Annotated in this window: 19 protein-coding genes, 1 pseudogene and 1 riboswitch; of the genes and pseudogenes, 7 read left to right on the top strand and 13 right to left on the bottom strand. The window is 49.9% G+C overall.

Features of this window, described 5'->3' with window-relative positions:
• Positions 1-106: 106 nt before the first annotated feature.
• From thiH to EHV15_RS30495, 9 genes and pseudogenes are all read right to left on the bottom strand, one after another.
• On the bottom strand, positions 107-1,210 hold the full coding sequence (thiH, locus tag EHV15_RS30535; protein ID WP_128634575.1) for a 2-iminoacetate synthase ThiH: 1,104 nt from the start codon (positions 1,208-1,210) through the stop codon (positions 107-109).
• Positions 1,211-1,220: 10 nt separating this feature from the next.
• A pseudogene (locus EHV15_RS30530) lies at positions 1,221-1,945 on the bottom strand (thiazole synthase).
• 5 nt (positions 1,946-1,950) lie between these two features.
• Complete coding sequence (thiS, locus tag EHV15_RS30525; protein WP_128634574.1) at positions 1,951-2,163, bottom strand: sulfur carrier protein ThiS; 213 nt, start codon at positions 2,161-2,163, stop codon at positions 1,951-1,953.
• Positions 2,160-2,801, bottom strand: coding sequence for a thiamine phosphate synthase (locus tag EHV15_RS30520; RefSeq protein ID WP_178075994.1), 642 nt, complete (start codon positions 2,799-2,801; stop codon positions 2,160-2,162). Before EHV15_RS30520 ends, thiS begins: the two co-directional genes overlap by 4 nt.
• A gap of 379 nt (positions 2,802-3,180) precedes the next feature.
• Positions 3,181-3,281: riboswitch (TPP riboswitch) on the bottom strand.
• 91 nt (positions 3,282-3,372) lie between these two features.
• Positions 3,373-4,653: a glycoside hydrolase family 140 protein gene (locus tag EHV15_RS30515; protein WP_128634572.1), complete on the bottom strand. Its 1,281-nt coding sequence runs from the start codon at positions 4,651-4,653 to the stop codon at positions 3,373-3,375.
• 80 nt (positions 4,654-4,733) lie between these two features.
• The gene (locus EHV15_RS30510) at positions 4,734-6,032 is read right to left on the bottom strand and encodes a PTS sugar transporter subunit IIC (protein WP_128634571.1); all 1,299 of its coding nucleotides are present in this window, start codon (positions 6,030-6,032) and stop codon (positions 4,734-4,736) included.
• Positions 6,033-6,109: 77 nt separating this feature from the next.
• Positions 6,110-6,409 (bottom strand): PTS sugar transporter subunit IIB, encoded by a 300-nt coding sequence (locus EHV15_RS30505; RefSeq protein WP_128634570.1) that lies wholly within the window; start codon positions 6,407-6,409, stop codon positions 6,110-6,112.
• Between the two features lie 14 nt (positions 6,410-6,423).
• A complete protein-coding gene (locus EHV15_RS30500; protein WP_128634569.1) occupies positions 6,424-6,738 on the bottom strand; it encodes a PTS lactose/cellobiose transporter subunit IIA in 315 nt (104 codons plus the stop codon).
• 89 nt (positions 6,739-6,827) lie between these two features.
• Positions 6,828-8,780 carry a BglG family transcription antiterminator gene (locus EHV15_RS30495; protein ID WP_128634568.1) on the bottom strand — a complete coding sequence of 651 codons (1,953 nt, stop codon included), beginning with the start codon at positions 8,778-8,780 and terminating at the stop codon, positions 6,828-6,830.
• A 416-nt stretch (positions 8,781-9,196) separates the two neighbouring features.
• On the opposite strand from EHV15_RS30495, the gene EHV15_RS30490 reads away from it, so the two are divergent.
• Entirely contained in the window at positions 9,197-10,153 is a 957-nt protein-coding gene (locus EHV15_RS30490; protein ID WP_128634567.1) for an FUSC family protein, read from the top strand.
• Here EHV15_RS30490 and EHV15_RS30485 read toward each other — a convergent pair.
• On the bottom strand, positions 10,150-11,490 hold the full coding sequence (locus tag EHV15_RS30485) for an N-acyl-D-glucosamine 2-epimerase (protein WP_128634566.1): 1,341 nt from the start codon (positions 11,488-11,490) through the stop codon (positions 10,150-10,152). The two genes, EHV15_RS30490 and EHV15_RS30485, sit on opposite strands and share 4 nt — an antisense overlap.
• A gap of 207 nt (positions 11,491-11,697) precedes the next feature.
• On the opposite strand from EHV15_RS30485, the gene EHV15_RS30480 reads away from it, so the two are divergent.
• Both EHV15_RS30480 and EHV15_RS30475 read left to right on the top strand, forming a co-directional pair.
• A complete protein-coding gene (locus EHV15_RS30480; protein ID WP_128634565.1) occupies positions 11,698-12,021 on the top strand; it encodes a hypothetical protein in 324 nt (107 codons plus the stop codon).
• Positions 12,022-12,078: 57 nt separating this feature from the next.
• Positions 12,079-13,299 (top strand): IS256 family transposase, encoded by a 1,221-nt coding sequence (locus tag EHV15_RS30475; protein WP_125081887.1) that lies wholly within the window; start codon positions 12,079-12,081, stop codon positions 13,297-13,299.
• A 452-nt stretch (positions 13,300-13,751) separates the two neighbouring features.
• Here EHV15_RS30475 and EHV15_RS30470 read toward each other — a convergent pair whose 3' ends face one another.
• Together EHV15_RS30470 and EHV15_RS30465 are read right to left on the bottom strand one after the other, a co-directional pair.
• Positions 13,752-14,861, bottom strand: a complete 1,110-nt coding sequence (locus tag EHV15_RS30470; protein WP_128634564.1) for a glycosyltransferase — start codon at positions 14,859-14,861, stop codon at positions 13,752-13,754.
• A gap of 194 nt (positions 14,862-15,055) precedes the next feature.
• Entirely contained in the window at positions 15,056-16,606 is a 1,551-nt protein-coding gene (locus EHV15_RS30465) for an NTTRR-F1 domain (protein ID WP_128634563.1), read from the bottom strand.
• Between the two features lie 230 nt (positions 16,607-16,836).
• Here EHV15_RS30465 and EHV15_RS30460 point away from each other — a divergent pair, with 230 nt between their 5' ends.
• The 4 genes from EHV15_RS30460 (at position 16,837) to EHV15_RS30445 (ending at position 21,669) form a co-directional block, all read left to right on the top strand.
• Positions 16,837-18,210 (top strand): DUF6055 domain-containing protein, encoded by a 1,374-nt coding sequence (locus EHV15_RS30460; protein ID WP_128634562.1) that lies wholly within the window; start codon positions 16,837-16,839, stop codon positions 18,208-18,210.
• A 746-nt stretch (positions 18,211-18,956) separates the two neighbouring features.
• Positions 18,957-19,610, top strand: a complete 654-nt coding sequence (locus tag EHV15_RS30455; RefSeq protein ID WP_128634561.1) for a response regulator transcription factor — start codon at positions 18,957-18,959, stop codon at positions 19,608-19,610.
• 2 nt (positions 19,611-19,612) lie between these two features.
• Positions 19,613-21,016, top strand: coding sequence for a sensor histidine kinase (locus tag EHV15_RS30450; protein ID WP_128634560.1), 1,404 nt, complete (start codon positions 19,613-19,615; stop codon positions 21,014-21,016).
• Positions 21,017-21,090: 74 nt separating this feature from the next.
• The gene (locus EHV15_RS30445) at positions 21,091-21,669 is read left to right on the top strand and encodes a hypothetical protein (RefSeq protein WP_128634559.1); all 579 of its coding nucleotides are present in this window, start codon (positions 21,091-21,093) and stop codon (positions 21,667-21,669) included.
• 436 nt (positions 21,670-22,105) lie between these two features.
• Here EHV15_RS30445 and EHV15_RS30440 read toward each other — a convergent pair whose 3' ends face one another.
• Entirely contained in the window at positions 22,106-22,954 is an 849-nt protein-coding gene (locus EHV15_RS30440; RefSeq protein ID WP_128634558.1) for a hypothetical protein, read from the bottom strand.
• Positions 22,955-22,999: the final 45 nt, after the last annotated feature.

Genomic DNA, 22,999 nt, shown 5'->3' with positions numbered 1-22,999 from the left:
AGGACTCTAGAAGGTATACGACGGACTCCAAAAAATTAAAGGAAGCGGCGCGCGTCCAGCTAATGAACCACGCCGCTTCCTGGTGTATCCACTACCCGACTATCTCTCAAACAAGAACATCCCAATCTTTAAAAACCGGCTGCAACCCGTTTTGATACAGCATCTCACGGATTTCCGGCACGCTGCGCCCGTCCGAGATTTCAAATTGCGGCGTTCCTCCGGCATCGGTGTGACCCCCGACCGCCGTGGACACGCCCGCCGATATCTTGGTCACCCCGAGATGCACCAATTTATCGCGTAATGGAACGGGTTCTCTGCTGGACAAGGTGATGCCGGCCCGGGGCAAAAAGAGGCGATAAGCGGCAATAATCTGCACCAGCGCCCTGTCCGTCACCTCCGCTGCCGGATGAAAGTCTCCCAGAAAAGGGCGGAATCTCGGGATTGACAAGCTGATTTCGCAGTCGGGGTACTTCTGCTGAAGATAATTGGCATGCAGCGCCGTAATAAACGCCTCCTGCCGCCAATCATATAAACCGAGCAATGCGCCGATATTTACGGAACGAAATCCCGCTGCACAGCCGCGCTCCGGCGCGTCAAGGCGGTTTTTAAAATTACGTTTGGGGCCTTTAATATGCAGCTTCCCGTACGTTTCCCGGTGATACACTTCCTGAAAGACGGTCAAACTGTCAACGCCCGCTTCGGCCAGCTCCCGGTATTCGGCGAGGGACATGGGATTTACTTCAATGCCGATCGAAGCAAAATACCCGCGCAAAACCTTAACGCAATCCTTAATATAGCCGGCCGGAGAGTCTTTGCGCGATTCGCCCGTCAACAGCAAAATATGGCGGGTGCCGGTAGAGGCGATCGCGGCCGCTTCCCGCTCGACTTCTTGCATATTCAATTTCCTGCGCGGAAAATCGTAGATAGAGCTGAAGCTGCAATATTCGCAGTGATTCACGCAGAAATCGGACACATACATCGGGGTGAACAGCTGTATGGTATGACCGAACTGGCTCCGGGTCACTTGCCGGGCCATCTGGGCCATTTCTTCCAGATGTTTCCCGGCCGCCGGGGACAGCAAAACGAGCAAATCTTCTTCATTTATTTTCCGCTTTGCCAGCACCCGCCTAATATCCGCATCGGAATATTGCGGCCAGCGCTCCTGAAAGGGAAACTGTTCCAACGACAATAGCTTGTTATAAAAACTCATTCGTCCGCTCCTATTCGTCCAGGAATCCGGTTAATGGGGAGGAGGCAACGGCTTCTTGCTGCATCGGGCCCAATCCCGCCAAATAGGCCTGTCTGCCCGCCGCCACCGCACCGCGAAACGCTTCCGCCATACCAAGCGGATCGCGTGCGGTGGCAATAGCCGTGTTCAGTAGAACGGCGGCGGCTCCCATTTCCATCGCTTCCGCGGCTTCCGAAGGCCGGCCGATTCCGGCGTCCACGATGACAGGCAGCCCCGCTTCTTCGATCATCATGCCGATCAGCTCTTTGGTGCGAAGGCCCCTGTTGCTGCCGATGGGCGACCCGAGCGGCATGACCGCCACAGCGCCCGCGTCCCTTAGCCGGAAGGAAGCCGTCAGATCCGGGTTCATATAAGGAAACACCGCGAATCCTTCGGCGGCCAGCACTTCCGTGGCTCTGATCGTCTCCATATTGTCCGGAAGCAGATATCTCTGATCATTAATCACCTCTAATTTGATCCAATGGCCCATATCCGCCGCCCGGGGGTGTTCGGCAGAAGCGTCATATGCGGGGGAATATGGTGAAGAAGATTTTCCTCCTCCCAGTCCGGGTTAACCCGCCTTAACGCTACGGTAATCACTTCCGCTCCCGACCTTGCGATCACTTCGGGAATCAGCGCGTTCCGGTTATATTTGCCGGTGCCGATAAATAATCGGCTGGACAACGTCTTGCCGCCAATGTGAAATACATCTTCCATGCTTATCAGCCTCCCCCTACAAAATGTACAAGTTCAATGCGATCCCCCTCGGACAGCCGGGTACTGGGGTACGCCTCTTTTCGGACAACCGTCCCATTCAGCTCAACCAAAATTCTTTCCCTATTCCACGGGCTGTCAGTTAATAAATCATCCACCGTAACGCAATCTTCTCTCAGCATGGTGTCCCTACCATTTAGATGTACCTGCAACGTCTTCACCTCCTCTCAAGCCACGCGGCATGGATGGCGTCGCGATATGCTTGGGCCTCCGCCGCCGGGTCCGCGGAAGAGTAGAGGCCGGACAGAACAGCAATCCCTTGTGCGCCGCTAAGGATGACATCCCCCGCGTTATCCGGCCGTATTCCTCCGATGGCAATGACCGGAACAGGGCAGCGAGCGCAGGCCTCCGCCAGCATGTTAAGCCCGCGCCCGGGAAGGCCGGGTTTGCTGGACGAATCATAGACATGGCCAAAAAGACAGTAATCCGCTCCTTCGCTCGCGGCCAGGGCCGCTTCTTCGGCGGAATGAACGGAACATCCCATTCGCATTCCTTGGGCAAGAGAGCGTGCGGAAGCCGCCGGAAGACTGTGGCCCGCCAGTTGAATATTTGCCGCGCCCGCGGCCAGCGCAACGTCCAGCCGGTCGTTGATGACGATTTTTTCCAGCGGCACCCCCGCTTGGCACATCAGCTTTACCATCTCAAACTGCTTTTTGGCCGAAAGCTGTTTATCGCGTAAATGAATGTAATCGACATAAGGAAGAACAGCCGCCGACACCCTCAGCATTTCATGGATACGGATTCCAGCGGTCGATATAAAATGAAGTTCAGGCGCAGCATAGGATGGGAAACGGTTCATCAGGCGGATATCACTCCTAGTAGACGATTCTGGAAATAACGTTAGCATGATGCGAGTGAAGACTTGAGAAAACGGCAAAATTAGTCTATTGAAAATCTCGGGTGACAGCATAAAGGAAAAAAGGGCGCTATTTCAGCCGATATCCCCATGTTGCGTGCAATAGGGGAATTTTATGGAGCTATTTTCACGATTTAGTGGCGAAAGGCCGCCTTTCGACGTGTTCATCGAAAAATAAGACCCAAAAATTCCCCTATGGTGGTGAACAGGGTCAAATTCGGAAAATAAGACCCTAAAGTTCCTCTATTTAAAAAAACCGCCCTCCTGAAGGAGGGCGGCTAAGAACAATAACGGAAAAATAAGCCATGACAGGCATAAATCCGTTCTTAACTCTCCACTTCCCTACGCAGGTATTAACCAGTTCAGGTTCAAAGGGTCCGAATTTACATTCGTCTCAGCCTTGTGGCACCCCTAGTGTCGATCCATATGCAATTTACTATATTTCACAATATACATGATTATCCACAAAATAACAATCATTCATTGTGAAACAAACATTCATTGTGAAACAAAATCATTTCTTGCTGCCAATCAACAGAACATCCGCTTCAAAATCGTGCATTTCAATCATAGTGGTGTTCTCCCGGACGGTAACCTGAGGGACCGCGAAACGCCGGTGTTCCAGGTCAATAAGCGTAAATTCGTAATCGCTGAGGTCCGCATCCAGTTTCAGTACGGTGTTGACCGGCACATAAACGGCCACCTTGCTGAAGTCGGCGGTGGCGGCCGCGCGAATCTCCTCCGTGTTCTTCAGGATAATGTTCCAAGGGCGTAAATCGGTCAGGCCGTATAGCTCAAACAGCCGTTTGGCAAACCCGTAATCCCAGGCGCCTTCAAATTTGAGCGCGGACCGCCAATCGTAAGGGCTGTCGAAACCTTCGCCGGTCACGCCGAAGCGCTGGCCTTTCTGATGCCAGCTCCAAATCCCGTGCGCCCCGTAAGTCACTCCCGCTCCGGCCCCGGAAAGAAGGCTTTGCCAGGCCGCTTTGCGGACATCGGCCCGGGTAAAGCGGCCATAAACCCGCCGGCTGTAGCCCATCTGCTCATAACACGGTTCGGAATTGATCGCCGGCCGGGTATCAGGCTTATTGTAAAACTCCAGCGCCAGCGTATACGCCGTAGCTTGAAATTGCGAGTTATGGCCGGACTGGAACATATAGAAATCGAGATCGGGACTTACGGAGAATTCATCGGGCAGCATCGCCAGCCTGCCTTGGATATGCAGGGTGGTCAAACACTGCGGACTATGCTGTTTCACGGTCCGCAGCGCAGTTAAGTAATATTGCTTGGCGCGTTCGGAAGGAAAATCGGTATCGCCGCTGACCACATAGATCGGGTGATATTTGGAAAACCGGTTGGCCGCATAACGGACGTAGGGCTCCACTGCTTCCAGGGGCATTTTTTTCTCTTCACGAAGCTTGGAAGCCCAGGTGTCCGGAATATAATTGCACCATAACAGGACAAGCGCGGGGACAAAACCTTTTTCTACGGCCACTTGCACCATCGTTTCCGCCCTGTCGAAATAGGACTCGTTTAATTCAAAAAAGTTATAACTTCCGTCCGCATCGCTGGCGAAAGGCTCAAACTTTAGCTCGCTGCCGCTGGCATCCCATTGCCGCAGCAAATTAATCTGCAGTACATTAAAGCCCTGCTGTTTGCGGTAATCCAGATAGTAGGCCCATTCCTCCAGGGTGATATTGGTAAATGCGCTCCAGACGGTATCGGCCAAATAGAAAAACGGTGCTTCTCCATTAACGAAATAACGTTTGTTTTCGGATATTCCAAGTTTGATCATAGGGTTTCACTCCAGCTATCGTAATGGCGAAAAACGGCGGATGATTAAAGTCGCCCGCCGTTTTTCGTTTTATAATCCTATTATGGGGTAACCGGACTTACCGAGGCCACGTCGGCACCCTCATTCTTTTCCTCAGCTTCGCGTTCTTTATTCAGGAGCTGTTTGTCCAGCGCCCGGAAGAACGGATAGTAGATCAGCATGCAAATCGGAATCAGCACCAGCTGCGCCGCGGCCAATTTCCAGCTGCCCTCAATAAAACCAAGCGCAACAATCGGTGTGCCAAACGGCGGATAAATTCCGATTGGCGCCGGCAGCAAGCCGATCGTGGTGGCCACATATCCAAGCACCGCGCACACAAGAGGAGCTGCGACAAACGGAATGGCCAGTATCGGATTCAATACGACCGGTATCCCGAAGATCAGCGGTTCGTGAATCGAGAAGAAGGTGCCCGGAAGGCCAAGCTTACCGATGGTGCGCAGCTGTTTGCTTTTGGCCATAAACACCAGCAGCAGGGCAAACCCAAGCATCGGCGCGTAGTTGCAGAAGATGGACCAGAAAGCCACGCCGATAATGTTCGGCAGCGGAGCCCCGGCTTGAAACGCCTCCAGGTTGGCCAAATCCAGGCTCATCCAAATCGGTTTTACGATCGCCAGGATAACGATGGCCCCATGGATACCGAACATCCACAACGCCTGCATAATCAGCACCGCGGCGATCAAAGCCCCCAGCGATCCGCCGAGTCCTTCCAGCGGCACCTGCAGATACGTGTAGATAAAGTCATGGACCGTGCCGAAGGAAGTTTGCATGAACACGCCGGCCACAATGACGAATAATAGAGCCACCAGAATGGCGGGAATCAGTCCGGAAAAGGTTTTAACCACGGTTGGCGGAACGCTGTCGGGCATTTTGATCGTCCAATTGCGGTCGACAATCCAGATGTACAGGCGCGAGGCGAGCAGGCCGACGATCATGGCGACGAATAAACCCTGCGCCCCCAGCCATTGCATCGGCAGCGCCCGTACCGTATCAAAAGTCTGAACGGGGGTAACGATTAAAAACGAAAGCAAGGCGGTAGCCGCGGGAAGCAGCGGGTCCTTGTCGAAAGCTTGAGCCAGTCTGTAAGCGATGAAGAACACCGCGTACACTGCGATAATCCCGGTCGTCATCGTTGAGGCCAGGCCGATAATGCCCTTCACCGGCGCGATGAAGTTCTGATAGGGCTCCCACGCCAGCGCGGAGAAAAGCGTGGCGAAGGCGCCGATGATCAAGAAGGGAAGGGTGGACATCAGCCCGTTGGAAATGGCGCTCATATAACGGTTTTGCTGAATTTTCCCGGCCGCTCTTTGCAATTTGTGCGAGAACTTTGGTTGATTGTTCATTATTTTCAACTCCTGCTCCAGGCTTCATAGTGAGATGCTAGAGAACGCTTCCATTTGTATGGATTAAGCGCTGAAACTTAAAGGGCCAATGCGTCGGCAAGTACTTTTTCTCCGTTCATCATCCCGTAGTCCATCGTATTAATAACGCTCACTTTGATGCCTTGAGGTTCATATTTTGCTTTGAAGTCGCCTTCCAGGTAACCGACCTGCGGCCCGATCAATAGCACGTCCGTCTTATCCGCGTACTCTTTAAAAGAACTTTCGGAAGTAGCTCTGATTTCAACTTCAAGTTTTTGCGCCTCCGCGGACTTCTTCATTTTCTGCACAAGCATACTGGTCGACATTCCTGCCGCACAAACCAACGTAATTTGTTTCATTGTTTGTCCTCCTCTTACAGGTGATTTAGTCTGTTGTAAAGCTCCACGATATGTTCGGCCAAATCCCGCGTCGTGATCGCCGACATTAGATGATCCTGGGCATGCACCATCAGCAGTGTAACTTCATGGGCGGTTCCGCCTGCTTCCGACTGGATTAAACGGGTTTGCGCCCTATGCGCTTTAACCAGTTCGTCTTTGCCTTCTTGAAGACAGGCTTGAGCTCGCTCAGTTTGCCCTTTTTGGGCGAGAAGGATGGCTTCCATCGCCTTGCTTTTGGCGACACCTGAATTTGTAATGATCTCCATTATGATTTCTTGATACTCATCCACTGCTATCACCTCGTATATAATCTCTCTGTCTCTTGCAAACTTAGTGTATACGATTTCATTACACTTCTGTATGCATTCCTTTTCCGCTGCTAGCGGAAATCGGCTGCTCTAATCAGAATGCGGGCAAATTCATCATAGGTTTCGCAGCCTAACATCTGCTGGACGATTTCCGCATGATCCACGATCCTCATCAGGTGGTCGTACATGGTGGTCGGAGGTTCCTCGCCGTTCTTGTCTATGCTGAGCAAGCAGACGAACTGCACGGGTTTGCCGGCCCAGTCAATGGGCTGCCCCAGCGTGCAAACCGCCCAAACGGTACCGTCGCTTTGCGGGATGAGCGGATGGGGGATCGCCACTAAATTTCCATAAGCGGTGGGCGCGGCATGTTCACGTTCCAGGACAAGTCCAATGAAACCCTCGGCGGAACGGATCAAGCCGGCGGCATGCATACGCTTGCCAAGAAAAGAGATAACCTCTTCCTTGCTTGTAAAACTTTGTTTCAGAAAAACAAGGTCTTCGCGAATATAACGAAGCGGGTGCTCTCCTTTGCCGCTGAGCAGAGCTTCGATCTTATCCATATCGCCTGTGCCGAGCAAGGTTTGCACCACGACGACCGGAACGGGCAGAGTCTGGGGAATCGGCACGGTGCTGACGACAAAATCGATTTCTTGCAGCGGAATCTGCGAAAGCTTATAGTACGGGGTCGTTTCCGCCACTTCAAGCCGAGCCCCAAACGTGCTTTGCAGCTTATATTGAAGCAGGCGCGCACTGCCGACTCCGGAAGTGCAGACAACGAGGCAGCGTTTGGGCCGGGAAGTCATTCGCTGCCGTTCTATGGCGGCTCCGACATGAATCGCTAAATACCCCATTTCCGCTTCCGGAATCGAAATATTCAGTTTGCTTTCAATCAGCTTGGCGGCAATGACTCCGGCTTGAAAGGCCAGCGGATAATTGGCTTTCACATGGTCCAGCAGCGGATTGCGAATGTTCATCCCGTACTTCACCCGATTTAGCGCCGGCTTCAGATGAAGGCAAATGCCCATTAACAGCTCGGAATCATGGCTGATGTTTAAATTCAAGTCCCTGTCGATCTCGGCAAGAATGCTTTTGCCAAGCTCGTATATTCGCGCGTCCAGCAGTTTTTCCGGCGTCATGCTTTCGGTTCGCTGATCTTTGACCCCCGCGAGCCATTTATTTCCTGACAGATGCAAGGAGATATAAGCGACCTCGGCTTCCGGAAAAACCATACCCAGTTCTTCCCCGATCAGTACCGCGATTTGCTCCGCGGCTTTAAATTCCTCGCTGCCGCGAATATCCGCGATTTCCGCCGAAGGCATGGCTACCTGATTGCCGTCGCGGATTCGTTTGCAGGCGATCGCCATATGAATGACCAGATTGTTGAAGGCCACGTCGGAAAGGTTTACGCCAAACTTTTGAATCTGTTCCAGAATGATTCCGCGAATCAGGGTCATCTCTCCGGGCGCGAGTATGCGCGGCGCGTTCTCCAAACGGCCGATTTGCTCGTCGCTTGAACGATTGATGATAAATTCGGACATGCAGAAGCGCAACCGCATTTCATCGCCTTTGAGCCTGATGCCGTAATTGGGGCGCGTCTCTATTGTAATTCCGTAAGCTTGCAGGATTCGCTTTACCTCTTTGAAATCGTTATTCAAGGTAGACCTGCTGACATAAAGCTCATCGGCCAAATCCTCTAATTTTAAAAAATTATCCGCAATCAGGAGCCGTCTGATCACATACAATTGACGGTATTCGGGAGAGGCGGGATCATTGGGTTCATTTACGATGAACAGCTGCTGCAGCAGATCGCGAAAAGCACGGTCATCCGTGATTTTGAGCGCATATCCCCTTGACCGTACAGGTTCAATGGTCGCCCCGTGCTTGTTCAGGAAATCATCCAGCTCCCGAATGTCGCTGCGAATCGTTCGTGAAGTGACTTGAATCAATTTGGCAAGATACTCGCTTTTGACAGGAGCGTCGGAAACGAGCAAATGCTGGAGAATGGAAACCATACGTGCATTCATTTCAAGAGGCAGCTCCTTTCTTGCGGAATTTTGCTCCATGTGATTTTAACATTGCCCTGAGGGGCGTGATTCTATAATCGCTGAGAGTCAATGATTGTATTAAGTGTTAATTTAGTTGATAATTTACAAAGTTTATATAAATATAAGCAGTGATGACACGTTGATTCGATATTACTATGCCATTCGGCAAAAGAGCAAGATGTAATTATTAAAAAAAGCTTCCATAGCCCTAATTAAGTTTAGTGTTTTGTTTAGTTCAAGGCAGATAATTATAACATAAACAATACACGAACGAAAGTTCCCGTTTTTAAAATTGCTGCTGAGTAAAAAATGTGGACTTTCCATGCGATTTATAGTTGAAGCATTATAAGACATTCTATATAATACGGGTCGAGTTTAACTAGGGGTTGATTTGATTGAAATGGATCATCGGATTGCGCAATGTGAAGACGGGGATTGCCATTTTCATCTGTTTAATTGTGTCAACGCTCCTGCATCTGGAGTATCCTTTTTACGCGGCGATCGCCACCATTATTTCGATGGAAAATTCGGTGACCAATTCGTTTAAGGCGGGCAAACATCGGACGATGGGCACGTTTATCGGCGCGATTGTGGGCGCCAGCTTCGCTTTTCTCGAACCGCGAAACGCCTTTTATTGCGCTATCGGGGTCATGGTCGTGATCTACATTTGCAACCTGCTGAAATGGAACAAGTCGGTTTCAATCGCGTGCATCGTTTTTCTGGCCATTATGCTTAATCTAAAACCGGGCGAAAATCCGCTGTCTTACGGGTTTCACCGGATTACGGACACGCTGATCGGGATCGCCGTTGCGGTTATCGTCAATTACGTCGTGTTTCCGCCCAGGCATGAAGTCAGCCTGCACAAGGCGCGCAAAGCGCTGGCCAAGCGGATGGCCGAAATGTTCGAGCAGATGGCCGAGCAAGGAGAAGAACCTGATTTAAAGGGCCTTCGTTCCCAGCTTAGCAGCCTGGAGAATTATTATCAGCTGTGCAAATACGAGTTCCATCTAAAAAAAGATCTGGGCGGCACGATGGACCAGATCGGCGAGGAGATCGAATCGTACCGGCATATTTATGAGCATTTTATTATTTTGCGGCGGCTTATTGACGAGCATCGCTTGAAGCTGTCGGAGGCGGATGGCGGCGATGAATCCGAGGCGGTAGGGCGAACCCGTACCGGGCAGGCGGACACCGGAATGGAAGCCGAAGCGGCGCCGGCAATCGTCTACGATTATCACGTGAAATGGATCTATGACGAAATGCAGAAGCTCGGACTTCCCGTCCCGCTTAAAGAGCGGATTCGGTGGGCGGGAGGTCTTGCGAAAGTTGAGAACGGGGCCCGATTGTCCTAGGGCAGTCCGGGCACGACGATGCTGCAGTCGCTCCGGTTCGCAAGGCAGCCAGTCACAAGCCAGCGGTCGGGCGTATCCTGCACCCCGCGAATGTCTGCGGCGAACGGTTCCGCGGGAAAAAACTCCGAATACAGCGTCACCGACTGGCCGTCGGCAGCGGTGCTCAAATCGGGGAGCGTTATCTGTTCCCCCTGTGTTGATCGGAAGCGGTAATGCTCCGTCCGCTCAGCCGAAGCGCTATCAATCCGCTTGTTGAAATCGATGCGCACGGCCTCCCTTTCGAGCCGGCTCGCCTTCACCGCCCGCGGCGGCTCCTCATACATCCACCCGCCGATGGAATATTCGTAGGCGGTCCAGGAGGCGTAGCCGAGCGATTCCGCCGTTTCGGCGAACCGCCGCGTCCATGCCGCGCTTCGCCGCATTTGGCGCAGCGAGCCGATATCGGTCTGCAGCGCGAGCGGCAGCTCCGGATACAGGCGGCGCAGCGGTTCGGCGAACGGGTGGTAACGCCGGGCATAATCGGCCGGAAGACGCTGGCGCATCCAGTCGGGCCAGTGGGTCTGCAGCACGTGCAGGTCCGGTCTAACGGCCGCGATCATCTCCCCGGCGTCGATGCCCTGCAGCTCGCGGACGGCGCCGACCGGGTCCCGGCCCGCATCGACGGCAATGGACCAAGTCGCGATGCGCAGCTCCGGCCGCGCTTCACGGATGCCCCCGGGGCCGTTCACGAGCCGGGCGAGAAACCGGTTGACCGCGTGAACGCGGAATTCGACCCACGCGAGGTAACGCGCCCGGTCTTTTTTGTAATAGGCCGGGGAGGTGCGGTGCACGAATTCCGGCGGAAGCATTCCGCTGTAGGAGCGGAATGCGGTTATAGCCAGCGGGCCGACATCCCCGTACGTTCCGGTGGCCAGACCGTCCCACTCCGGAAAATACGCCTCGGCAACTTCCAGCCCGTCGAACGGGTGCTTTTCTACGAGACGGACCAAGGTGCGCCGTTTCCAATCCAGGTACCCCTCGCTGTGAGGGGAGAGGCGGGTGTAGCCGTCCTTGGGCGGCTTCAGCAGCTCCATGCGCCAGCGCTCCCAGCCGGCCGGCAAATGGTCGGTGACGTATGTGCCGTTCCCCAGCGTCATCGCCCAGACGAACAAGCCGTGGCGCTTCAGCGCTTCCACCAGCCTCCCGTCCACCCGGTCCTCCCGCGTAACGAAATACCGGATAGAACGGTATCCGGCCTGCTTTAGCTCCCGCGCCACGCTGTCCGCCGAGCGGTCCCGGTAATAGGCAAATGCCGGGTCAATTTGAATGGAGGGTCCAAGCCAAGCTTCTTTCCGCATTCTTTCTTCACCGTCCCTTACAGGCTAGGGCCACACGCCTCTCAAGCCTGATTCATCGTTTGTTTTCATGGTAATGGGGTTGGAGCTTAGGTGCAACTTTTTACAAAGGTACATTTTTCCTATTCAGGGAAAATTAAAATAAGCCGATAAAATTTATATATCCGCAATACTTTGAACCGCAAGAGCCCGGTGTGGAGTTGATATGGAATGACTAAGGATGTTTTGTTGGAACTATCAAAAACGTTGAATACAGAATGTGAAAAAGGAATTTGGATAGAAGCAAAGTTTTTTATGACATGGCAAGAGAATATTGAAGATTCCTCAGTTATGTATAATGCTGAAGAAGGTCAATATAAAATTGTGATTAAGCTAAAAGAGTTTAGCTTACAAGAAGCAAAAACAATTTTTGCTTCTTTAGTGAAATTTATTGAATATAAATCGACTTTCTATGTAAGGGAAGATAAAGAAGATTCCTTTGAATATTACCTGTTATCTTCAATGGATAGCAAACAGGGAGAGTCTGTAAAATAGTTTGTGTAAACTCCAAAACCTATTAAAATGGAACTAATAGAAAGGTTGGGAGAATACATGGGACTTTGGACGAAACAACAGTTGCGCGACTTCATTAAAGAGAATAATCTGGTAACGGCACAGGATGCTCAAAACGCATTAAAGAACCTGTTTGCAGAAACAATCCAGGAGATGCTCGAAGCGGAGATGGAAACACATCTGGGCTATGCCAAGCACGACATCACGGCGAAAGCGACGTCAAACAGCCGTAATGGCAAAAGCAAGAAAACTGTCGTCAGTGAGTATGGTGAGCAAGAAATAATCGTACCCCGTGATCGCTTGGGCGAGTTTGAACCGCTTGTGGTGAAGAAGCATCAGTCCAATGTCACAGGCATTGAGGAACAGATCATTGCGCTTTACGCGAAGGGCGTCAGCACGCGTGAAATTCAAGATCATCTACAGCAGTTGTATGGCATCGAAGTCTCCCCGACACTGATCTCGAACGTGACGAACAAGGTTATCCCTATGGTTAAGGAATGGCAAAATCGGCCGCTACAGAGCGTATATGCCGTTGTTTTTCTCGACGCCATTCATTTCAAAGTGAAGCAAGACGGAGCTATTGTCAACAAGGCGGCTTACATGGTCATCGGCATCGATCTGGACGGGAATAAAGACGTCCTAGGCATGTGGATTGGCGAAAACGAGTCGGCCAAGTTCTGGCTCAATGTCTTGAACGAGTTAAAAAACCGCGGCGTACAAGACATTCTCATTACGTGTGTCGATAATCTAACCGGTTTCTCGCAAGCGATAAGCGCTTGTTATCCCGCTACAGAGATTCAGAAGTGCATCATCCATCAAATCCGTAATTCAACGCGCTACGTGTCCTACAAGGACTTGAAGAAGGTGACGGCCGATCTGAAGCCGATCTACAAAGCAGCAACCGAAGAAGCGGCGCTTGTGGAGCTAGATCGCTTTGAGGAGGAGTGGGGCAAAAAGTATCCACTGATCGTCCGTTCTTGGCGCAACAACTGGAGCGAGCTCGCTACATTCTTCAAGTACCCGCCGGAAATTCGCAAGTTGATCTACACCACGAACATGATCGAGAGTTATCACCGTCAACTGCGCAAAGTGACGAAAGGCAAAAGCATCTTTCCGAGCGACGAGGCTCTCCTTAAAATGCTGTATTTATCCACAATGGACGTTGTACGGAAATGGACGGGCCGTGTTCAGAACTGGGGACAAATGCTGCTACAGTTTTCGGTTTTCTTCCCTGATCGCGTGGGTCAGCACTTGAGGTAGGGGGGCGGAGTCCCCCTCTAAGCATCACCCTCTACATTCGTTTACACAAAATTCTTGACAGACCCAACAGGGATTCTTCTTTCATGTTATTTTTCACTAAGTCTAAGATCTTGAGGATATGATCCCCAAGGTCTTTTTTAGGCCCAAACTGGAAATCGGTGCTCGACACAGCTGGCTACTGGAACGACGAACCGTCGTCTAAACCCAGGCCGTCAAAATAGCGACACTTTATGTACTTATTATTCGGAGCCAGACACGTTCATCCCCATTAGCGGCATTTTTTGTCCTTATTTTCCTGTGAATGATCCAGAACGAGGGTATTTCCCTGCGACCGGGGAAAATAACGACATGAATTACCTCTATTTCTTCCAAAGTGTCTGATTTCTCCGGAATAACGCCCTTTTTTGCCCTTATGTTTTGCGCTGGAGTGAGTTTCTCAGGCTGCCTCGTTTTTATAGGTTTTTCTTTTCGCGGTTAAATTCCGCATTCTGTGCCCCCAATACGCTTTTAAAATAATTGCGGTTATACAGCATGCTCGGATGCGAAGGATTGTAATGCAAGGCCAGCTCGTTATGATAGTTTCCTTTGCGGTAGTCTCCCTTCCGGTCGTAACAAAGCGCCAGCTGCAGATGAGGCATCCAGGTCGAAACCGCCGTGTTTCTAAGTCCCATGGATTCGGCGGACTCCGGCAAATAAATCGCCTGTTTATACCAGTAAATGGCCTGATCGTAACGTTGTTTGGCAAAAAGATGCAGCCCCATCCGGTAGCAAAATTCCGCTTGCGGCTTATCATACTGCAGCGTTCTGCAGAGAGAACGAAACGCCCGTTCTTCGTTCCCGAGACGCTCGTAACAGTCGGCCAGCTTCAAGCAGGCCTGGTAGTTGTCGTGGGCCCAACCCTGACCCGTATGCAAAAACTGCTCGTAGTGGCGGCACGCTTCACCATAAAAGCCATGATCCCGCAATTCGTTGGCGTAATAATAAAGATCCCGCGGGGAAAATACGGCACCTTCGCTGGCCAATTTGCGGTAAATCCGCAGGTTGCGGTCGGTGTGGGGTTTGGTTTTTCCATGGGTGATGCACACGCCGCTGCAGTAAAACGTTCCCCAAACCGCCAAATATTCATGAACGTGTCCGATCCACTCGAAACCGCAGTCCCTCCGGACGAGGCGGTTGCGCCGCAGCGTGAACACGACTTGGCCTTCGTTGTCGAAAGCCAGGTTGTAGGGCATGGTCACCGTATTAAACTGGGGAGAGAGCGTCGTTTTCAATTGTTTAAACCGTTTCCGGTCTTCTTCCAGAATCAGATCATCCGCATCCAGCCATAAAATGTACTCCTGCGTAGCTTTGCTGAAGGAGTAGTTCCGGGCGGCGGAAAAATTGTCGGTCCAAACGAAATCATAAACCGCTGCGCCCGCATCTTTGGCTATTTCTTTCGTGCGGTCAACGGATCCCGTATCGACGATGACGATTTCGTCGGCAATTCCTTGCACCGACGCCAGACAATTCGGTAAGTTATGTTCTTCATCGCGAACAATCATGCACAAGCTGATCGTGATCATAATGGCCTCCTGTCGGTAGTAAACCTGTATCGCATAACGAAGCTGTTCTTTTTGGAGCAAAACGGCAAAAACCCGCCTTTAAAAGGGGGTTCTTGCCCTTTTCTCGCTGATCGTAGAATCCGTTCATCTTAGCCGGCGGTCGAGCATCGTTAGATGCGAGCAGCGTTCGGCTAATCTGCCTTGCGATGCTCAGACTATCGTTGATCGCTGATCGAAGCCAAACTGTTGTTTTCCGAGAGCGCCGTCGTAGGATCATAAGGAGCGCCCGCCGGCGTTCCGGCAAGCAGCGCGATGTCCACCGCATTTTCGGGAATTCCCCACGAGTTGCCGGAAAATACGAATATCGCGCGATCCACAACGAACCCGCGGGTATTGTAGACCGTGTTGTTTACGATGTGCCCCGTTGAATTCGGGTTCAAGTAAGCGGGCTGCCTGAGCGAATAAAAAATATTGTTCTGAACGAGTAAATTTTGAACATTGGATTGCGTGACGAATCCGCGGTTCACCACCCAGTCCGTTGACGGCCCCGCCTGCGGCGGCCCGAAGATTACGTTGTTGACCAGCTTGTGATTGATGCCGGCAAGCTGGATGAATTCCACGGGATACGGCACGTCGCTGGTGATCGTCAGTCCGTCGACGGTAATGCCGCTGGCCCCGATCAAAAACGGAATGACCGCCGCCTGCAGCACGATCATAGTATTCGGGTACCCTTTCAGCGTAATGCCGGTTTTGTTGAGCGCAATCTGCGTGGTCAGCGGATAGGTTCCGCCAAGCACATGCACGGTTCCGGTCGGCAGCACGGCAGCCACGCCTTGCTGAATCGTACCGAACGGGTTGCCTTGTGTTCCGTTTCCTCCCGTCGCTCCGGCCAGGACGTAAACTTCGAACGGATTCGGCTCAACGGAACCCGTCGGCCCGGTCGGTCCTGTGGCCCCAGTCTCGCCTGTAGCACCGGTCGGCCCGGTTGGCCCCGCAGGCCCGGTGGCCCCCGTCGCGCCAGTTGCTCCCGTCGCTCCGCCGGCCGGGCCGGTTTCCCCTGTTGCACCAGTTGCGCCGGTCGCCCCAGTGGCGCCAGTGGCCCCCGTCGCACCGGTTGCTCCGGTTCCGCCCGTTGCGCCAGTAGCACCGGTTTCTCCCGTAGCCCCCGTCGCGCCGGTCGTACCGGTAGCCCCCGTGAGACCCGTCGCCCCAGTGGCCCCTGTTGCTCCCGTCGGACCTGCGGGACCTGCGGGACCTGTTGGACCAGTAGCCCCAGTTGGACCCCATGGTCCACCGCTGACGGCCAAAACCGCGACATCGTCAACCAAAATATCAGCCGTCCCCGCCTGGGGAAGATTGTTGATCAGCAAAAAAGCCTGGGTGGTCCCGAAGGGAGCCGGACCTGTCGTCTGATAAATTTCCAGCCAAGTTTCGTTTTCTCCAGCGGGAATTCGGTCCGCCGGAACGGTCACGAATAGGCTGGTTCCCAAGTTGTTAAAGAAACTATCGAAATAGGTCAGCTGAACCGTTACCGTGGCGGCCGGCAGATTTTGAACTTTGGCGAGGGATAGCAACACCTCATACGATTCCCCGGCGACCGCAGGTACGAATTGGGAGATGAAAGAGGTGGTTGTTCCTCCTTGCAACCTGGCCGAATAGGTTCCGGAATGCGAAAACATGCCGGTGATGCTCGCGTTGGAAGTCACCCAGGGAGTTAAGGTGCCGGTTTCAAATCCGCCGTTTCCCACAATATTTAGAATGGGCATCGTGTGCCTCCTTTCGATGATAGGTTTTGGAGACTATCATATGGCAGCTTCTTTGAAAGGATATGTCTGCGCTCTTCCGAGCGGAACGACACCAACCCTGTGGTTGAAAAATGTGCAGAATGTTATGGGTAATTTGATGCATTATATGAAAAACAACTATAAAATACCAATTAATATGTTAATATATAGGAGAAACTACTAATTATTTTATTTAGGGAGGAGTGTTAATTATGAAAAGGCTTTTATGTTGTTTGTTAATGGTTTTATTATCATTGAGTGCAACAGGTTATGGGACTGCAAGCGATTTATTCGGCGCTGTCAAAATGGCAAATGCAGCAGGGGCAGAAAGTGATGCAACTACAGAAAGCACAGAAAGCGAAGTTTTTGCAAGCGATTACAAGGCGAGAGACGCTTTTTATTCTTTATCCGATTCTTCTGTAAATCGCGCGACCTCCGAGCATTTTCAGATTATTTGGGGCAACAGGGATACAACCGGAACCGTAAATCGGCAATTTGCCGAGGGCAATTTGGCAAATCTGGAAACTATTCGTTCATTTTACATTGATCAGATTGGCTTAGGGGATATCGGAAGTTCTCAAAATCCATGGATAACCGGAAAATATAAAACAAACATTTATATTGCGGAAACTGGGCTGGATAAAATTTCTAATGATTGGGCTTATATGTCTGTTGACCAAGATTCGTTTGGCTTCATTGTCATGATGCCGGGAGCCATGCGCGTGGATCCGCCAAGCTGGGTGGTGCCTCATGAATTGGCGCACGTCTTTGTTTTCCACAACGGAGGGGTTGTCCCTTATGCGTGGAATGAAGCGATTGCCAACTTCCTGCGCAATGAATATTTAGGCAGTGATTATTATAGTTATGGCGGCAGGGTGTACGGCCCAACCTCTGACTTTTTCGCCCCCTATGTCCTGAACTCGGAATCCCATTTCCCGCACGTCAAGAATTGGTACGATGCTTGGCCTATTTTCCTGTACATTAACGAAAATCCGGACAACCTCGGCGGACTTGGCCATCAAACATTGCTAAATTTATTAACTTACGGTCAAGAGGACTCTACCTATTTTGCATCCATGGAAAAGGTAACAGGCGTTTCTATTAAAGAAATCCTGGGCGGAATGGCGAGAAGAATGGTAACGATGGACTTTAAGAGTCAGGAATATTATTTGGATTATTTGGATGATCTTTTGAGAACCCGCGGCAATTATGAAAAGATTTATACGACCTTGGAAAAACAAAGCGATGGCTGGATGACTGTGCCTGCCAGCAAAGCTCCGCAACAGACGGGCTATAACATTGTTCCTTTGAATATCGATTTAAGCAAAACTTCCGTCACGGTTGATTTCCAAGGTACGAGCACAGCGAGAGGCGCCGATTGGAGAGCCAGCATTGTTACCGTAACGCATGCGGGAGATACCAGATATTCTACGATGTGGAATAACGGTCAAAACACCGTCCGTCTGCAAGGCGATGAAAAAGCGGTTTATTTAGTAGTTTCCGCAACTCCTGACAATATTCAATATCTTGATATTAATCAGGATGGCATTACGTACCCTTATAAAGTAAAGGTGACAACGAATTAATGTGCAAGTGATCTATTTGCATCAAATAAGATGAATTGAAGCCCATACTCCATTTATAGCCGATTTTGCATGGAAAATTCATGTTATAATCGGCTTTTTACAATTTTATGAAAAAACATACCTAATTAATTATTATTAAGGAATTGGTGGGATGCAGCTTGGCAATTTTATTTTATTTTTGATGAGCTTGCTGCTGAATGCTTAGTTAGACTATACTTAAATTAGAGGTGATGGTCATGGAAAAAAGATTTCCGCATGAGGACTTGGATGATGTAGCTCGCCGTTTGACAAACGGACATTATGTCGTTCCCTCTGTCCCAGGTGACGACCCGGAACGTGATAGGATCATCAGTGAAGCAATTGCCAAGATGAAGGCCGAACGAGCGACAAAGACTCGCCTTAGTATATCATACCTTTAAAAAGCTGATTTCGTTTTAAAAGCCGACGTGCAGTGAATTTTCTGCACGTCGGCTTTTTTTGTATAGTCCTCCCTGCCCAGAGATGAGCTTAGACACCCCGTTTTTATTGGAACAGAATTTCATCCCATCGATGCTTGTCGCGGTGAACCGGGCGTTGGCAAAATTCAAGAGTGACGGTAACGAGTGAAGTCGCATAGGTCAAAAGCCGTTTTATTATAGTATAAGCTTTCCGCCGATTTAAAGCTGAAAAGGTATCCACAAAAAATTTACAACTCCATAATAACTTTCAAGCGGATATTTGATATCATGGCGGTGGAGTGTGATCGAATGGCTAAAATTTTGATCGTCGATGATGAGAGGGCAATCAACGACTTGATTGCTCTAAATTTGAAAATGGTAGGGCATGAATACATCCAATTATACAGCGGAGAGCAAATTTCAGAGGTTTTAAATGAGACTCGTGTCGATTTGGTCATTCTGGATGTGATGTTGCCGGGGCTTGATGGATTTGAACTTATCGATCGGTTTGTGAAACGCGGGATTCCGGTGATCTTCCTGACGGCGCGAAATGCCGTTTCCGATAAAGTCCACGGCTTGGAGAGCGGGGCGGAGGATTATATCGTCAAACCGTTCGAAGCGGTGGAGCTGATCGCCCGAATCAATGTGGTGCTGCGCAGAAACCAGAAAAACGCCACCGAATTCAGTCTGGACGGAACGACGGTGGATTTGGAGAAGCATATCGTTACTGTGAACGGACAGGCCGTGGAAATGACCAATAAAGAATTTCAACTGCTCGATTTTCTCATTCAAAACAAAAATATCGCGCTCTCCCGTGAAAAAATCATTGAGCAGACCTGGGGCTTCGATTTCTATGGCGAATCGAGAACCGTTGACGTGCATATTCAGAGACTGCGAAAGAAACTGAACTGGGAGCACCGGATCAAAACGGTGTACAAATACGGCTATAGGCTAGAGGTGTAAAGGTGAAATTTTGGCAGAAAACGTATTTGTGTGTGCTACTGGTGTTTTTAATTGCTTTTGATCTTGGAGCCTATGCGCTGCTGCAAAAAAGCTACCAATTAAACGAGCAGATGGATATGTCCAGAGGTGTAAGCGAATATGAGAGCATCGAGCAAACGTTAAGCTACATCCTGCGCGCTTTCGCCTACAGTACCGGCAGTATGAGCTACGAGGCTGTGATTTCCGGAATCGCCGAAAATTACTATGAAGAGGGCATCCTGACCGAGGTATATGATGGGGAGCGGTTGGTCTTTTCCAATGCCTATCAGTTTGCGGGCGAGCGGGAAGAGCTGCAGCTGCAGGGAGGGCAACGGGAAACCGTATACCGGAAGCTTGACGGAAAGCTGTGGATCTTCGTAGGCGGCAGCATGGAGTTTAATGGGCTTAAGCTGGTCATATCAAGAAGCTCCGCTTATCTGCAGGATTATTATAATACCTTGCTCAACTATTTCATTGCCTTGAGTGTAATCATTTCCTTGGTCTTATCCGCAGTGCTTATCTTGCTGTTATTCAGGTTAACCGCTCCGGTCAGAAACCTGAACAAAGGCGTAGGAGACATTGCGGCCGGAGCCTATCATCAAAGGGTCAAGGTCAGCGGAAGCGACGAAATCGCGGAATTGGCCCAGGATTTCAACAAAATGGTGGACGCGGTAGCCGCGAATATTGAAACGATCCAAAAAGCGAACGAAGAAAAAGAAAACTTCATCAATAATCTAACCCATGAGCTGAAGACGCCGATAACGGCGATCAAAGGGTACAGCGCGTTTTTAAATCATGCCAATAGTACCGAGGAAGACCGCAGAATGGCGGTCGATTATATTCATGAGCATGTGGCCCGGCTGGATCTGCTGTCCGGAAAATTAATGGAGCTGCTGTATTTGAAGAACGAAGAGATTACTTTACAGCCAGTAGAGATTGCACCCTTGTTTGTTTATGTGGAACAGATGGAACGGCATTATTTGGAGGCCAAACAGATTACATTGGTGAAGGAGTGCAGAGCAGAGCGGATATATGGAGATCCCACCCTGCTGCAGACGCTGTTCATGAATCTGGTGGAAAACAGCATAAAGGCTTCCCCTGCCGGAGGTAAAATCCACCTGAAAAGCAGCTTCCGGGACCAGGATGTAGTGATTGAGGTGATCGATTACGGAAAGGGCATACCTGACAAGGACATCGAAAAAATTACCGAAGCCTTTTATGTCGTAGACAAATCCCGTTCCAAGGAGCTGGGAGGGATCGGGCTGGGGCTGTCCATCTGCAGTCAAATTGCCCGGCTCCATCATGCGCGGCTGCATTTTGAAACCAAAGAACATGAGTATACGAAGGTGTCCGTTCTTTTTACAACCTTGTTACAACTCGAACACTAGTCTATAATACGCTCCCCTCATAATGGCCTTGTAGCTACGATATTCCAATCATTTTATGACGGAGGTATGAAAAAATGAAAAAAAAGCTTTACTCCACAGCACTTACGGTAGGAGCAGCAGTTACTTTAATCGCGGGGAACGCCGGATTGTCAACTTATGCTTTTGCAAATGACACGGCTCCGAATGTAAAGGTAACCGGTCAACATCAACAAGCGAATGCATCAGGCATTACGGTCCCTGCCGTCAAAGCTCCAGGCTTCTCGGTCACCCCGGAGAAAACAAGCAAGGACATGAGCGAAGACAAAGCGGTGGATATTGCAAAAAAAGCGCTTGAGGAGAAATTCGATGTGTCTTTGGACGGCATGAAGGCTTTCCCGATTTTCTGCACCAGAGAGGATATGGAAGGAACGTTTTATTTTGTATCTTTCGCGGATGTTCAAGTTGTAGATGCTCAGCGAGCTGTAGCGGCTAAAAGCGGTGAAATGTTACCCAGTGAGACCGTCGAAATCTCTGTCGCGGGTAAGAACGACAATGTGGATGTCTATATTGCATTTTTGAACTCCAAAACCGGCGAAGTTGTTTCCGCTGAAAAAAATCCGACAGCGGCATTGGATAAAACGGCGCCGACAGCACCAGTTGATCCGGCCAACTAATACGGTCTTGCTGGAGCACCTGCCTTCTTATGAAGGCGGGTGCTTTTTTAACATATCAGAAAGTATAAAATTCTGAGGGAGGAGAAGAGGAATCAGGGGGCTAAGGGACACCAGAGCCGTTATTTGCGAAAAAACGGGAGTTTGCAAAATGTAACGGACACAGATGACGTTATTTACCTCAAATCGGCCTGGATGAACGGGTTTAGAGGGAAATAGGGTCGCCTGTGTCCGTTAGGCTGGGAAATACCCGGGAAATAGGCGGATAAGGTCGCTGGTGTCCCTTAGAGTAACGTCCGAAGTAGAAGTCAGAGCCATTGAAGGACGCCGTTAGGCGTTTTTCTTAGTTTTTCTACTTTAATGATTTTCCCCGTGAAGAAATGGTATCATTATGTTGGTTGATAGTGATTGATCTCCTGCTAATCCCGGCAAAACGATACTAACCAGTGAAGTCAGCAACATTGCGAAGATAACTAATTTCTTCATCCTTCATTCCTCCTCTGATCATTTTTATATAGTGGTTGTTCTGGGTTGCTGACGCAAAATCCCTTAATGTTTCATAATAAAAAACGGCCTTTTTAAAAAAACGACTGTTATCCGTTTCAAAGGATAATTGCAGCATATATAAGCAGATATCGATTGCACGTTTATATTCCGATGCATTTACAAAATACACTATTAACTCATTATATAGCCTATAAAGGTAAGTAATATCAATGATCTCGTGATTGATAGGTTTATTTAGCTGCTCAATTTGTTTAGTAAATAAGCTTATCTCCTTATCCACTTTAAATTTATGCATATTTGCGGCTCTTAAAATACTTGTTAAGCCGGGGATTAGCTCACCCTCATTTTCTTTAAGAAATTCCACATAGCTGTCAAGGATGTTGATATTTCCGGATAGTAACTCAACCTCGTATCGATTGGGTAAAGCTATAAACTTAAAGAACTCGACTTCATCTTTACCCTCATGATCTTGAGGATTAAGCCAACTTAAATCAGAGTATTGTTCAATGCATTGTTTAGATTCATCATATCTTCTCAATTCTTTTAACGCTGACCCTTTAATTAGTAAGCTATAACCGTAGTAGTAAATATAGGATTTCGTTGGTTTATAGCTTTCCAGTGTGATGTTCTTTGCACGTTTAAATAAATCATCGGAAAGCTGTATCAGCTTATCCCATAGTTCCAACGAATAACTCATTTTTAACATTTTAATAATGGTGTCAAGATCGAGGTAGTTAGTATCGATGTTGTCGTTAGCATATAACCCTGCTATAAATTCCATCCGTTTTCAACTCCCTATATCTGCCATTTATAATATAGTTTACGG

The sequence above is a fragment of the Paenibacillus oralis genome, from assembly GCF_003863965.1.
Lineage (GTDB): Bacteria > Bacillota > Bacilli > Paenibacillales > Paenibacillaceae > Fontibacillus > Fontibacillus oralis.
This window is presented reverse-complemented; position numbering and strand designations above follow the sequence as displayed.